This window comes from Pseudomonas reactans (assembly GCF_013385825.1).
Classification (GTDB): domain Bacteria; phylum Pseudomonadota; class Gammaproteobacteria; order Pseudomonadales; family Pseudomonadaceae; genus Aquipseudomonas; species Aquipseudomonas reactans.
Genome location: NZ_JACAPG010000006.1, coordinates 186,089 through 201,775, shown reverse-complemented (window position 1 = coordinate 201,775; position 15,687 = coordinate 186,089). Strand labels below are relative to the sequence as shown.

Here is a 15,687-nt window from a genome sequence, read left to right as displayed (position 1 = left end):
GCAGGCGGGCCGGCACGGCGCGTGTGGCTCTTTGCCGCAGGCCGGGCAAACGACCGTTCGTCGGCATCACCACAACTTGTAGCTAATGTGTAAACCCGAAGAACCCGATGCCACCGTCTACAGTCATACCCAACACGACTATCTCAAGGAGCTTCCATGTCTCGTTTCACTCGCAGTGCAGCGGCCCTCACCCTCAGCGTCGGCACCCTGGTCAGCCTGCCAGCACTGGCCGCCGACGCACTGAACTACAACCAGATTTCCCTGCGCGCCGAGGTCAGCCAGGAGGTGGCCCGCGACAAGATGATCGTGACGCTGTACACCGAATCCCAGAACAGCGACCCGGCCAAGCTCGCCGCTGAAATCACCACCACCATGAACAAGGCGCTCGGCCAGGCGCGAGAAGTCAAAGGCGTGACCCTGCGCCAGGGCAGCCGCAACAGCTACCCGATCTACGACAACAAGAACCAGAAGATCACCGGCTGGCGCGAACGCGCTGAACTGCGCCTGGAAAGCGCGGACTTCCCAGCACTGTCCAAGCTCACCGGCGAACTGCTGAATACCCTGAAAATGGACAGCATGGACTTCGCTATCGCCGACACCACCCGCAAGGCCAGCGAAGATGCGCTGCTCAAGGACGCGGTCGCCGCCTTCAAGGCGCGTGCGCAACTGGCTACCGATGCGCTCGGCGGCAAGGGCTACAAGATCGTCAACCTGAACTTCAACACCAATGGTTATCCACAGCCCTACGCCCGTGGCGGCATGATGATGAAAGCCGCCATGGCGGATTCAGCCCCCACGCCTGAAGTGGAAGCGGGCACCAGTCAGGTCAGCATGTCGGCAGACGGGGTCATTGAAGTACTTCAGTAAAAGTCCTACGAACACAAAGACGGCGCGTCCTCAGGTACGCGCCGTTTTTCATCCGCTGTCATCAGCGGTAACTGACAGAGCGCCTCATCATGGAATTATTCGTCCAGTTTGCGACACACATGGATAGCCACAGACTGACAAGGAGTGATCTGCGGACGTGTATTCAAACCCATGACGAGAACTCCAAAGATGACACCCTCCATCGTATCCCAGCAACCATCTCCTACCCTCCGCCCCGAACCTGAAACTCGCGTAGACAATTCGCCAAGTTCCGCCACACCGCCTGACTCTCGCACTCAAGGCGATAGCCAGTTGGTACAAAACTTCCTCAGCGCCCTCAAGTCCACAAGAGGAGAGTATGCCACTCCGGTTCAAATCCCCCCGAACTCCACCCTGGGGCAATGGCGAACCCAAATGGCAATTGCGCTGAAAGCCCCTGACTTTCAAGACTGGATCAAAAGCAAGGGCATTAACCCGGCGAGCATCGTCATTCTTCCCGACAGCAACTCAATTTCGGTGGGTTTGAATCACCAGCGCGTGACTTTCAACCTCACCGACAACTCCGGATGGGCGGCTGTCGCGGGCCCCATACTGTCGGCAGGCAAAGTGCTCGCCAGCGGTGGCGGGGATACCGTTCACTATAACGATGCCTTCAGCACTACATTTGAACTGGGGAAAGTTGCACACTTCTACGGTTTGCCAGACCTGACACGGGCTACCACGGACGAACTTGAACGCACCCGCACCTTCCCGCAGGTCGGGCAAACGGATGCCTATCGATCCCCCTCCATACGTGGGGATCAGGCGCTGGCCGAGCAACAGCGTGCAGTTGCAGAGGTTTACAAACGCCATGATGCCAGCGCCTATCCCGCAGCGCCGGGTGATGCGGACCTGGTAGAAGGGTTTACTCGCCAATGGCAGAAAAAGGTCGCCGGCGAACCCGTGGCGTTGATCTCGATACCGCACCAGACCGTCCTGGGCCAATGGCTGGAGCTCTATCGCAATCTGTTTGAAGGCCCGGCTGTCCAGAACTGGATGCGTGAGCAGAAAATCGACCCCTCGACGGTGAAAATCGTGCCCTCCACGGGCACACTGTCAGCGAAGGTCGACGGGGTTGAGAAACAGTTTGTGTTGACCGATACATCAGGCTGGAGACAAATTGCAGGGCCTTTGCTCGACGTGGCCAAAGTCATTGCGCCCGCCCCCAATCAATTACTTAGCCTGGCCTTCGGCACTGGATTCATCGGGGCATCAATGAAGGTGGTCGCCAAGTTTTATGGTGAACGCAATACCGCCAATGCCGATCAGAGCAAGCAGCGTATTGAGCAGTTGAACAGCCAGAAATCCTTCGGCGCCCCTCTAAAAGAAACACAATCGATTCAAGCCCTTGAAACCCAACGCGCTGCTGCCGAAACGTTCTATACCCAGGCCCCTGCCAAACTCGCTTACACAAAGCAGGCAAGTGCCGTGACAGAAGCGATGCCAAACCTGCGGGCAGAGGCAAAACAACTGGCTGAGAAAATCCTCAGGGAGCATTTGTCCGCAGATCAGTTGGCCAAACTTGAACCATTGGATGCCGACAAACTGTACCTACATCAGTTCCACGGCGGCGTCACAGAGTCCCGTGCACGCTCTGGGTGGGAGCATCCCAATGAGGAACCTCATCAGTCCAGAACGCTGACAGAAGCTGTGATGAGTAATTTCTCATGGCATGACCAGCTTCCTGGCGAGCTTGATGTGAACGGCGGGATCTACACCGAAGGCCCAGGCCAAAGCAAGAACAAGGGATACGGTGCGCACAACGAATTCCCATTCAGCCCGTCGGTCTTTATGAAGGGCGTAAAGGCTGCCAATTTCCAGGGTATTGCGGACAAGAAAATCAGCGAGTTCTGGACGAGCCACGAAAGTGAATTTCGCTCAGTGGCGAAGGGCACATTCGTCGATAAGGCACGCCAGCAATTAAAAGCTTTTGAGGCCAAATCGAAAACCGAACAGGCACTGCAACCCGACGAACAAAAATTCACCCGCGATGACTACAGTTTGATCATGGAGGCCGTGTCCAACGTTCCCGTAGATGAAAACGCTCCGGTGACCCTTGAGCAATTGCAGGCTGAGGCGCCTGCAAAAGGCAAACTACGGGCGCATGCCTTCGACATCAACGGGTACCCGAGCAATATCATTCGATTCGCCGACCTGGATGACAACCAATACAACTATCTGAACAACCGCCGGGACGGAAGGCAAATTCTCTACATCCCTGGCGCCAACCCAGCATTTTTGCGCTTTGATTCGCTGAAGAAAATGGACGAGTGGGTGGTCGATCAAGCCAAGGACCCACAAAAACGCGAGGCCCTGGCATCGCACTTTTCTTCCTATAACCGCCAGGAGGGCGGCATTTTTGGCAAATACGGTGTTGACTCATCTTTGGCTCACCTGGCCAGCGGCGACTGGGAAAGCTGGGAAGGTAAAACCATTGACCGTGGCGACATCAAAATCGAAGAAGACGTCTTTACCCATCTGAAGGATGAAGCAAAGACTCGCATGAGCAGCGATGCCGACATTGCGATCAAATCCAACGGCGAGGTGCGCTGGGACACTTTTCTAAATGACGTCTCGGTAGGTGCTCAACTTCTCGCCAAATTGGCGCCTCTAGGTTGGCCCTTCGCCGCCGCAGCGGTCGCCACCGGTCTCACTGAAGTCGTCCTCGGGGTGAGAAAAGCCGCTTCGGGCGACACCGAGGCAGAACGCAAGGACGGCACTTGGAAAGTATTTGATGGCACGCTCAATACTTTGTTTTCGGCGGGCGCCAGTGGGGTGGCGAAAGATCCGTTCGAACTGCCTACAGAAGAACTGCCACCTTCAGAAAATACCTCAGTCAACGTCGAGGAAAGCACACCTCAAGAACCACGATCAGCCCCCCCCGAAAAACAGCCTGCACCCGATGCACCTCGCATCCGGACGCCTTCGTCGAGCCTAGTCAAAATGAGCGACTATGTTGTGCCTAGAGGTGAGGAGTACATCGCCAATGTCCAGCCCGATGCCTTGGGTGTTTATCGATTGACAGGGAGCGAAGGTGAGCGGTGGAACTTTGTCCGCTATACCGATGAAACGGGCAGAAGCAAGGTGTTTGAAATCGAAAACCGTTACAAGGCTGGCGACGGAACAAGTTCAATTGTTAATCCCAGCACCGGAAGGGCAGTGATGAAAGTTCATCCTGGTCGCAATGGTGAATGGGTGCGAGCCCCAGCAGATGGCGGCATAAAGTGGCCATGGCAACGCCCGGTTTCGCCAACCCCAAGTGATGATCCAAAGGTCTCCCCGACTTTTTCCAGTGAGTTCCTCGAACTTGATGGTACAAAAATGGCCGGCGCCGAAAAGCTCGATAAAGTATTGAAAGCCAGCGAGGGAAACCAGTTCGAGCTCTCCAGCACGAATTTTGAAGAAAACGGGGTCATTAAAAGAAAGTTCAATGCGTCCTGGAAGATCGAAGACACTGAATTTGCCGTCGCGCCTGAAGAGAAAGCCCACATTACGGAACACAGTACAAGTGAGTACTCGACCCCCTTCATCAAGGATCTCAATCGCAACCCTTACACCGTCACCACTACCGAAAATGGCGTGCTCGTGACCACGCGATTGGATGCCGCAGCAGACACGACAGACGCTCTCAGCCAAAGAAGGTTAGCCCAGTTCGAGTCCGTAATCCCTGACGCCGATTTACGGGCCCGCATCTCGGAAGTGGCCCATCAAGGCGCTATCGGACCCGGCGTCATTGATTTGAACGGAGTGAAACTGCAAGAGGGCTACTACTTCGGGGCCAAAAATACCCAGTTCCAGATTGAATACGACGCGTCGACGGGCCTGACCAAAGTCCATGTCATTTCTGAAGGACACCTCTCCAACCCGGACCAAGACCTCACTCACGTCCCTGGTTATCAGGTAACCATCAAGAGAACCTTCACGATTCGGGAGGGTAACGGGTTGGAAAGTGCCTATGAAATCGACAAGGATGCTCCCACTACGGTCGAGGTCTCCGCCTCATAGAAGCCGTAAAGCCGGCGAATCGCCCCTTACCTGACACACCTGAACGGCGGTAACCTCGGTGACCGCCGTTTTCGTTTAGGCAGTTACGTATGCCTGCCACTTCAGGGGTCTCCATGGAAAGAATCACCTTAAAACCGCTGCTCCTCGCCGCCGGCCTGCTAGCCTTTATGCCCATGACCCAAGCCGCCAGCACCCTGGTCTACTGCTCCGAAGCCAGCCCCGCTGGTTTCGACCCCAGCCAGTACACCAGCGGCACCGATTTTGATGCGTCTGCCGAAACCGTGTTCAACCGCCTGACGCAGTTCAAGCGCGGCGGCACCGAAGTCGAACCTGGCCTGGCGACGAGTTGGGACATCTCCCAAGACGGCCTGACCTACACCTTCCACCTGCGCGATGGCGTCAAGTTCCACACCACCGACTTCTTCACCCCTACCCGCGACTTCAACGCGGATGATGTGCTGTTTACCTTCAATCGCCTGCTGGATGCGCAAAGCCCGTTTCGCCAGGCCTACCCTTCCGAGTCGCCGTACTTCACCGACATGGGCTTGAACACCACGATCAAGCGCGTCGACAAACTCGACGAACACACCGTGCGCTTCAGCCTGAATAACGTCGATGCGTCGTTCGTGCAGAACCTGGCCATGAGCTTCGCCTCGGTGCAGTCCGCAGAGTACGCTGCGCAACTGCTCAAGCAGGGCAAGGCCGAAGAGATCAACCAGAAACCGGTGGGCACCGGGCCGTTCGTGTTCAAGCGCTACCAGAAGGATTCGCAGATCCGCTATGTGGCCAACCAACAGTATTGGAAACCCGAGGATGTGAAACTCGACAACCTGGTGTTCGCCATTACCCCGGACGCTGCGTCGCGCCTACAAAAGCTCAAGGCCGGCGAATGCCAGGTCAGCGGCTACCCGCGCCCTGCGGATATCGAGGTGATGAAACAGGACCCGAACCTGCGCGTCTTGCAACAAGCGGGTTTCAACCTGGGTTTCCTGGCCTACAACGTGACCCACCCGCCGCTTGACCAGCTCAAGGTGCGGCAGGCGTTGGACATGGCCATCGACAAGCCGGCGATCATCAAGGCCGTGTACCAGAGCGCCGGACAATTGGCGCAGAACGCCCTGCCGCCTGCGCAGTGGTCTTATGACCCGAGCATCAAGGACGCGCCCTACGACCCGACCAAGGCCAAAGCGCTACTAAAAGAAGCAGGGGTTGCACCCGGTACCACCCTCAACCTGTGGGCAATGACCGTACAACGCGCGTCCAACCCCAACGCGCGCATGTCGGCACAAATGATCCAGCAGGATTGGGAAAAGGTCGGCATCAAGGCCAATATCGTCAGTTATGAATGGGGTGAATACATCAAGCGCGCCAAAAACGGCGAGCATGACGCCATGATTTATGGCTGGACCGGTGACAATGGTGACCCGGATAACTGGCTCGGCGTGCTCTACAGTTGTGCTGCGGTCAAGGGCAGCAACTACGCCAAATGGTGTAACCCGACCTACGACAAGCTGGTGCAGCAAGCCAAGGTCAGCAATGATCGCGAGCAACGCATCAAGTGGTATCAGCAGGCACAAAAAATCCTTAAGGAACAAGTACCTATAACACCCATTGCGAACTCGACGGTTTTCCAGCCACTGCGCAAGGAAGTCAAGGACTTCAAGATCAGCCCCTTCGGCCTGACGCCGTTCTATGGCGTGAGTCTAGATAAGTAACAGCAACGCCCCAACCGAGTGCGCTAGACGCCTCGGTTGGTCATTTTTGGTGCGCCTCCTGCACCGAAAAAACCCTCGAAATATGCGCAAATATGTACAAACTTTCATAATTGCGACATTCCTGTACGTTCGTACCACTGTTTTACCTTCGTAACGGTTCCGCATCTTGCAATGGGTATGGCGCCTGCATAAGTATCCGCAGGCCGACTCACGAGGTCGCCCTCACCACCAAAAATGACAACAAATCATGAGGCCAACATGCTTAAACACGCAGTCATTCCGTTAATTGTTAGCGCTGGCCTTATGGCCGCAGCTCCTTTCGCCCAAGCGGCGACTAACCTGGTGTTCTGCTCCGAAGGGAGCCCGGCGGGTTTTGACCCGGCCCAGTACACCACCGGAACAGACTTCGATGCCTCGGCCGAAACCATGTTCAACCGCCTGACCCAGTTCGAACGCGGCGGCACTGCTGTGGTTCCTGGGCTGGCCACCAGCTGGGACGTGTCCCCGGATGGCTTGACCTACACCTTCCACCTGCGTGATGGCGTCAAGTTCCACACCACCCCGTACTTCAAGCCGACCCGTACCTTCAATGCCGATGACGTGCTGTTCACGTTCAACCGCATGATCAACAAGGACGATCCATTCCGCAAAGCCGCCCCCACCGAGTTCCCGTATTTCACGGACATGGGGATGGACACCAACATCAAGAACATCGAAAAAGTCGATGATCACACCGTCAAGTTCACCCTTGGCACCGTGGACGCCGCTTTCATCCAGAACATGGCAATGAGCTTCGCCTCGATCCAGTCAGCGGAATACGCCGCCCAGCTGTTGAAAGCAGGCAAGGCCTCGGATATCAACCAGAAGCCGATTGGCACTGGCCCGTTCGTGTTCAAGAGCTACCAGAAAGACTCGAACATCCGTTACACCGGCAACAAAGACTACTGGAAACCTGAAGACGTCAAGATCGACAACCTGATCTTCGCCATCACCACCGACCCGTCGGTACGTATCCAGAAGCTCAAGAAAAACGAATGCCAGATCACCTTGTTCCCACGTCCGGCCGACCTGAAGGCGCTGGGCGAAGACAAAGACCTGAAAATGCCGAACCAGGCCGGCTTCAACCTGGGCTACATCGCCTACAACGTCATGGACAAGGTCAAGGGCAGCGACCAGCCAAACCCACTGGCCGACCTGCGCGTACGCCAGGCGCTGGACATGTCGGTGAACAAGCAGCAGATCATCGACTCCGTGTACCAGGGCGCCGGCCAATTGGCCGTCAACGCCATGCCTCCGACCCAGTGGTCCTATGACACCACCATCAAGGACACCAAGTACGACCCTGAGAAAGCCAAGTCGCTGCTCAAGGAAGCCGGCGTCAAGGAAGGTACCGAAATCGTTCTGTGGGCCATGCCGGTTCAGCGTCCGTACAACCCGAACGCCAAGCTGATGGCTGAAATGCTGCAGAACGACTGGAAGAAGATCGGTCTGAACGTGAAGATCACCAGCTACGAGTGGGGCGAGTACATCAAACGCTCCAAAGGTGGCGAGAACCAGGCCATGATCATTGGCTGGAGCGGTGACAATGGTGACCCGGACAACTGGCTGAACGTGCTGTTCGGCTGTGATTCGCTGTCCGGTAACAACTTCTCCAAATGGTGCGACAAGAAATTCGACGGCATCGTGAAAGAAGCCAAGGCTACGTCGGACGTCGCCAAACGCACCGAGCTGTATAAGCAGGCGCAACATATCCTCAAAGATGCTGTCCCGATGACACCTATCGCGCACTCGACGGTGTATCAACCCATGCGTTCTACCGTGCAGGACTTCAAGATCAGCCCGTTTGGCTTGAACTCCTTCTACGGCGTGAGCGTCAGCGGCAAGTAAGGATCATTGACGGCGACGTTTCCTAACGTCGCCGTTATTGCATCCGCCTGGACCGTAGGAAATAGACCACGCCCGCAATCGTTGCTTCCTACAGCAGCGAACTGCGATGCGTGACGCCGTTGCCTACAAGGTCAATCCGATTTGGCGCATTTACTGCCAGGTCCGCGACCCATAACGTCGTAGGACAGCAGAGGCTCCTAATGCGGAAAGGCACTTGCTGCGCGTGGGATCAGCGATGTCACCCTGGCAGAACGCCCGGGTGGTTGCTCGCTGATGACAACTACAAACAAGGATCGGGATCGTCATGCGCCATACCACCGTACTATCCGCAATGTTTGCCACCAGCCTGCTGGCTGTGGCCACCATGGGCCACGCCGCCGACAAGCAGAGCCTGGTCTTCTGCTCGGAAGGCAGCCCGGCCGGTTTTGATACCGCGCAATACACCACCGCCACCGACAACGACGCGGCCGAGCCGCTGTATAACCGCCTGGTTGAGTTTGAAAAGGGCGAGACCGGCGTCGTCCCTGCTTTGGCAACCAAGTGGGATATTTCGCCAGACGGCCTGACTTACACCTTTCACCTGCGTGAAGGGGTGAAGTTCCACAGCAACAAGGAATTCAAGCCGACACGGGAGTTCAACGCCGACGACGTGCTGTTCACCTTCAACCGCATGCTTGACCCCGATCACCCGTTTCGCAAGGCCTACCCCACCGAGTTTCCGTACTTCAACGGGATGAGCCTGAACAAGAACATCGCCAAGGTCGAAAAAACCGACCCGCACACCGTGGTGATGACCCTGAACACGGTTGACGCCGCGTTTATCCAGAACATCGCCATGAGCTTCGCCGCAATCCTGTCGGCCGAATACGCCGAGCAGTTGCTCAAGGATGGCAAGCCCAGCGATATCAACCAGAAGCCGATCGGCACCGGTCCTTTCGTATTCCAGCGGTATCAGAAAGATTCGCAGATCCGCTATGTGGCCAACAAACAGTACTGGGACCCGAGCAAGGTCAAGCTGGACCAGCTGATTTTCGCCATCAACACCGACGCCTCGGTACGGGTCCAAAAACTCAAGGCCGGTGAATGCCAGGTAACCCTGCATCCGCGACCGGCTGACGTCGATGCCCTCAAGGCCGACCCGAACCTGCAACTGCTGACCAAACCTGGTTTCAACCTCGGCTACATCGCCTACAACGTGCGCCACAAGCCGTTCGACCAGCTCGAAGTACGCCAGGCGCTGGACATGGCGGTGAACAAGCAGAGCATTCTGAACGCCGTGTACCAGGGCGCGGGGCAATTGGCGGTCAACGCCATGCCGCCGACGCAGTGGTCTTACGACGACAGCATCAAGGACGCCGCCTACAACCCGGAAAAAGCCAAGGAACTGCTCAAGGCCGCCGGCGTGAAAGAAGGCACCGAGATCACCCTGTGGGCGATGCCGGTACAACGTCCGTACAACCCCAATGCCAAGCTGATGGCCGAGATGCTGCAAAGCGACTGGGCCAAGATCGGCCTCAAGGTCAAGATCGTCAGCTACGAGTGGGGCGAGTACATCAAGCGCACCAAGAACGGTGAGCACGATGTAAGCCTGATCGGCTGGACCGGCGACAACGGTGACCCGGACAACTGGCTGGGCACCCTCTACAGCTGCGACGCCATCGGCGGGAACAACTACTCCATGTGGTGTGACCCGGCGTACGACAAGCTGATCAAGCAAGCCAAGGTCGTGACCGACCGCGAACAAAGGACTGTTCTGTACAAACAGGCGCAGCAACTGCTCAAGCAGCAGGTGCCGATCACGCCAGTCGCCCACTCGACGGTCAACCAGCCGTTAAGCGCCAAAGTCGAAGGTTTCAAAGTGAGCCCCTTCGGCCGCAACGTGTTCTCGGGCGTCAGTATCACCCCATAAGAAAATAACCGGATTGCGCAGGGCGGACGCTGCCCTGCTGCAAACGTGCGGCCTTTTGTTGGGAAATTTCCTACGCCAAACGTTTGCAATGGCTTGAACGAGTTACACACCCAATAGCCGGATCACCAAAAAAGACCGGCATTAAAAAGAGAACCAAAGGAGCTTCATCCATGAAACTGAGCAGCAAAGCGCTTCTGGCCCTGGCCATCAGCACCATCACGGCAACCGCCTATGCTGAATCCGCCAGCCAGGACTTCGTTCCTACCACACTGGCCGGCACCAGCGCCCAAAGCGAGGCCAAGGGCTTTATCGACGGTCAGAGCCTGGGCGGTACAACCCGTAACTGGTACTCCAACGAAATGAAGTACCGTGGTGACCGCTTCTCCTACACCAAGAACGAAGGCGACAAGGTCAAGACCACTACCTCCCGTCGTTACAACTGGGCTCAAGGCACCATTCTCAACTACACCTCGGGCTTTACCCAAGGCACAGTAGGCGTATCGACTGAAGTCGCGGCATACAACGCCATTGCATTGATCCGTGGTCAAAAAGATATCGCCGGCGGCTCCAACCGCACCCTGGCCCACTCCTACGGCGACGCCGTTGACCAGTGGAGCAAACTGGGCCTGGCCAACGTCAAGTTCCGTGTGTCGAACACCACGTTGACCGCCGGTCGCCAGAACTTCAGCAGCGGCATCGTCGACACCATCGGCAACCGTGCATTGCCTTCGAGCTTCGAAGGTGTGAGCTTCAACAGCGAAGAGTTCAGCAACCTGTCGTTCCAGGGCGGCGTCTTTGACCGCGTATCCCCACGGACTGAGCAGAGCCTTTCGAAATTCCGCAGCGAGTACGGCAATGGCAAGCAGGAAACCGACAAGGTCAGTACCCTGGGCGTCAACTACCAGCCATTCAAGAGCCTGAAGACCAGCCTGTTCGCCGCCAACGTGGAAGACTTCTGGAACCAGTACTACTTCGGCGCCACCCATGAGCTGGGTGACAGCCAAGTACTGAGCCTGACCACCGGCCTGAACTACTACAAGACCGTCGACGAAGGCAAAAAGTTGATGGGTGACATCGACAACGATACTTACTCGCTGTCGCTCGGCCTGACCCACCAGGCTCACAGCCTGACCTTCTCGTACCAGGCAGTGAACGGTAACGAGTACTTCGACTACCTGCATGAAACAAACGGCATCTACCTGGCCAACTCCCTGACTTCCGACTTTAACGGTCCGAACGAGAAGTCCTTCCAGGTTGCCTACGGCATCAACATGGCCGAATACGGCGTGCCAGGCCTGAAGTTCAACATCTACTCGGCCCGTGGCTGGGGCATCGATGGTACTCACTACCGTGGCGATGGCGGCAAAGAAGACTTCGCTTACAACGGCATCCAGAAGCAGAACGGCGAGCACCACCAGGAATACGGCATTGGTACTTCCTACGCCGTTCAGAGCGGCCCTCTGAAAGCCTCCACCGTGCGTGCCACCTATGTAACGCACCGCGCCAGCGAGAACCAGTCTGACGGCAGCCTGCGCGAATTCCGCCTGGTCACCACCATCCCGTTCAACATTCTTTAATCAGCGCCAGGTAGACGGCGGGCTCAGGACGAGCCCGCCGTCTACGCTTGTCTGGTCCCATCGATTGCAGAGGGCTCCGAATGAAATTGCTCCCACTACAAGCCGCCATGGCTGCCGCGCTGTTGAGCGTGGCAATCGGCGTTTCGGCCAAACCACTGGTGGTCTGCACCGAAGCCAGCCCGGAAGGTTTCGACCCGGTCCTGTACACCACGGCGGTGACCGCTGACGCCGCCGCCGAGACCATGTTCAACCGCCTGGTGGACTTCAAGCCCGGCACCACTGAAGTGATCCCCGCGCTGGCCAAAGACCTGCCCGAGATCAGCGCCGATGGCCTGACCTACACCTTTCACCTGCGTGACGACATCAAGTTCCACACCACCGACTACTTCAAACCCACGCGCAACCTGAACGCCGACGACGTGCTTTGGAGCTTCCAGCGCCAACTGGACCCTAACCACCCGTGGCATAAAAAATCCGCTGTGGGCTACCCGTACTTTGAAAGCATGGGCTTCAAGGAACTGCTCAAGAGCGTAGAGAAGACCGACGATTACACTGTCGTCTTTACCCTGACCCGTCCTGAAGCACCGTTTTTGGCCGACCTGGCCATGGCGTTCTCCTCGATCCACTCCGCCGAATACGCCAATCAGTTGCTCAAGTCCGGCAAGACCGATGACCTGAATGCCAAGCCGATCGGCACTGGGCCGTTCATCTTCACCCGCTATGCCAAGGACGCCCAGGTGCGCTTCAAGGCCAACCCGGATTACTTCCGTGGCAAGCCGCCGGCTGATCCGCTGATCCTGGCAATTACCACCGACAACAACGTGCGCCTGCAAAAGCTCAAGGCCAACGAGTGCCAGATCGCGCTGTATCCGAAACCGGATGACGTGCCGAGCATGAAGGCCGACCCGAACCTGAAGGTGTCGGAACTGGCGGCGATGACCACCGCCTACACCGCGATGAACACCACCCACAAGTACATGAGCGACGCACGGGTACGCCACGCGATCAACATCGCGTTCGACAAGAAAGGCTATAACGAATCCCTGTACGGCAAAGGCAATGCAGTGGATGCCACCGGCCCTTATCCAAACACCCTGCTGGGCTTCAGCGACAAGCTGAAAAACCCACCACGTGACCTCGATAAGGCCCGCGCCCTGCTCAAGGAAGCTGGTGTGCCGGAAGGTACCGAGTTCACCCTGTTCACCCGTAACGGCGGCGGCCCGACCAACCCTAACCCGATGCTCGGCGCCCAGCGCATGCAAGCGGACCTGGCGCAGATTGGCCTGAAGGTGAATATCAAAGTCATGGAATGGGGCGAAATGCTCAAGCGTGCTAAAAACGGTGAGCACGACATGGTTTCCGCCGGTTGGGCGGGGGATAACGGCGACCCGGATAACTTCCTCACGCCGAACCTGAGTTGCGATGCAGCGAAAAACGGCGAAAACTACGCCCGTTGGTGTAACAAAGAGTTTCAAGACTTGATCGACAAGGCCCGTGCTGATGCTGAACCGACCCAGCGCGCGGCACTCTATGAACAAGCACTGGACATTTTCGACAAGGACCAACCGTGGATTCCCATGGCTTACCCGAAAATGTTCACCGCCATGCGCAAGAACGTAGAGGGTTATACCCAAAGCCCACTGACGACAAATAACTTCGCCACTACCCAGGTGAAGTAAATAAGAAAAACACTCGGCACCGTCGACACTGACGGTGCCGAACCTGCCTAACCGGCTGATTGAGGTACACGACAAGATGTTTAGTTTTATTGCCCGCCGACTGGGGTTACTGATCCCCACGTTCTTCGGCATCACGTTGCTCACGTTTGCGTTGATTCGCATGATCCCTGGCGACCCCGTTGAAGTCATGATGGGCGAGCGGCGCGTCGACCCCGAGATGCACGCACAGGCAATGGAACGCCTTGGCCTTAACAAGCCGCTGTATGCGCAATACCTGGATTACGTCGGCAAACTGGCCCAAGGTGACCTTGGCGAATCGCTGCGTACCCGCACCAGCGTGTGGACTGAATTCACCGCCCTCTTCCCGGCGACCCTGGAACTGTCCATGGCCGCCCTGTTGTTCGCCGGTATCCTGGGCCTGTTGGCTGGGGTGATCGCGGCCTTGAAGCGAGGATCCCTGTTCGACCATGGGGTGATGGGCATCTCCCTGGCGGGATATTCGATGCCGATCTTCTGGTGGGGCCTGATCCTGATCATGTTCTTCTCCGTAAGCCTGGGCTGGACCCCAGTGTCCGGGCGGATCGACTTGCTCTACGACATCGAGCCGCGCACCGGCTTCATGCTGATCGACACCCTGTTGGCGGACGAGCCGGAGGCTTTCTTCGACGCCCTGCACCACCTGATCCTGCCGGCCATCGTGCTCGGCACCATCCCACTGGCCGTGATCGCGCGGATGACCCGTTCGTCGATGCTCGAAGTCTTGCGTGAAGACTACATTCGCACCGCCAAGGCCAAAGGCCTGTCGCCGGCGCGCGTGGTGTTCGTGCACGGTCTGCGTAACGCGCTGATCCCGGTACTGACCGTAGTCGGCCTGCAAGTCGGCACCCTGCTGGCCGGTGCGGTTTTGACCGAAACCATCTTCTCGTGGCCCGGCATCGGCAAATGGCTGATCGAAGCCATTGGCGCGCGGGACTACCCGGTGGTGCAGAACGGCATCCTGCTGATCGCCTGCCTGGTGATCCTGGTGAACTTCGTGGTGGATATCCTCTACGGCTTCGCCAACCCACGCATCCGTCACCAGCGCTGAGATCATGACCATGACCACACCTACTCCAGTGTCAGCAGTCGATCAAAGCCTGCTGTACCCGTCCCCGTACAAAGAATTCTGGCAAGCCTTCTCCAAGAACAAGGGCGCGGTTGCCGGCCTGCTGTTCATGGTGCTGATCGTGTTCTGCGCGATCTTCGCCCCGTGGGTTGCACCGCATAACCCAAGCGAGCAGTACCGCGACTTCCTGCTGACCCCGCCGTCGTGGCTGGAAGGTGGACAAATCCAGTTCCTGCTGGGCACCGACGAACTCGGCCGTGACCTGCTCTCGCGTCTTATCCAAGGCTCGCGCCTGTCGTTGCTGATCGGTTTGTCGTCGGTGGTGATGTCGCTGATTCCGGGCATCCTGCTGGGCCTCTTCGCCGGGTTTTTCCCGCGCTTGCTTGGCCCGACCATCATGCGTCTGATGGACATCATGCTGGCCTTGCCCTCGCTGCTGCTGGCCGTTGCCATCGTCGCGATCCTCGGCCCTGGCCTGATCAACACCGTGATCGCCATCGCCATCGTGTCGCTGCCGTCCTACGTCCGTCTGACCCGCGCTGCGGTCATGGGCGAACTGAACCGTGACTACGTGACCGCCGCCCGCCTCGCCGGCGCCGGCCTGCCCCGCCTGATGTTCATCACCGTGCTGCCCAACTGCATGGCACCGCTGATCGTACAGGCCACCCTGAGCTTCTCCTCGGCGATCCTCGATGCCGCAGCCCTGGGCTTCCTCGGCCTTGGCGTACAGCCGCCCACCCCGGAGTGGGGCACCATGCTGGCTTCGGCCCGTGACTACATCGAACGCGCCTGGTGGGTAGTGAGCTTGCCTGGTTTGACCATTTTGCTCAGCGTGCTGGCAATCAACTTGATGGGCGACGGCTTGCGCGATGCGCTGGACCCGAAACTCAAGAACGCCGCCTGA

Annotated in this window: 9 protein-coding genes; all 9 read left to right on the top strand. The window is 57.6% G+C overall.

Features of this window, described 5'->3' with window-relative positions; translation table 11 throughout:
* Positions 1–156 precede the first annotated feature (156 nt).
* Entirely contained in the window at positions 157–867 is a 711-nt protein-coding gene (locus HX868_RS07025; RefSeq protein WP_177002384.1) for an SIMPL domain-containing protein, read from the top strand.
* Positions 868–1,281: 414 nt separating this feature from the next.
* A complete protein-coding gene (locus HX868_RS07020; RefSeq protein WP_177002383.1) occupies positions 1,282–4,911 on the top strand; it encodes a dermonecrotic toxin domain-containing protein in 3,630 nt (1,209 codons plus the stop codon).
* A 113-nt stretch (positions 4,912–5,024) separates the two neighbouring features.
* The gene (locus tag HX868_RS07015) at positions 5,025–6,626 is read left to right on the top strand and encodes an ABC transporter substrate-binding protein (RefSeq protein WP_177002382.1); all 1,602 of its coding nucleotides are present in this window, start codon (positions 5,025–5,027) and stop codon (positions 6,624–6,626) included.
* Between the two features lie 258 nt (positions 6,627–6,884).
* Positions 6,885–8,513 carry an ABC transporter substrate-binding protein gene (locus HX868_RS07010; protein ID WP_177002381.1) on the top strand — a complete coding sequence of 543 codons (1,629 nt, stop codon included), beginning with the start codon at positions 6,885–6,887 and terminating at the stop codon, positions 8,511–8,513.
* A gap of 331 nt (positions 8,514–8,844) precedes the next feature.
* Entirely contained in the window at positions 8,845–10,422 is a 1,578-nt protein-coding gene (locus tag HX868_RS07005) for an ABC transporter substrate-binding protein (protein ID WP_371858003.1), read from the top strand.
* Positions 10,423–10,592: 170 nt separating this feature from the next.
* Positions 10,593–11,999 (top strand): OprD family porin, encoded by a 1,407-nt coding sequence (locus HX868_RS07000; RefSeq protein WP_177002380.1) that lies wholly within the window; start codon positions 10,593–10,595, stop codon positions 11,997–11,999.
* A gap of 80 nt (positions 12,000–12,079) precedes the next feature.
* The gene (locus HX868_RS06995) at positions 12,080–13,678 is read left to right on the top strand and encodes an ABC transporter substrate-binding protein (RefSeq protein ID WP_177002379.1); all 1,599 of its coding nucleotides are present in this window, start codon (positions 12,080–12,082) and stop codon (positions 13,676–13,678) included.
* 76 nt (positions 13,679–13,754) lie between these two features.
* The gene (locus HX868_RS06990; RefSeq protein WP_016976247.1) at positions 13,755–14,765 is read left to right on the top strand and encodes an ABC transporter permease subunit; all 1,011 of its coding nucleotides are present in this window, start codon (positions 13,755–13,757) and stop codon (positions 14,763–14,765) included.
* A gap of 10 nt (positions 14,766–14,775) precedes the next feature.
* Complete coding sequence (locus HX868_RS06985) at positions 14,776–15,687, top strand: ABC transporter permease subunit (RefSeq protein WP_033903370.1); 912 nt, start codon at positions 14,776–14,778, stop codon at positions 15,685–15,687.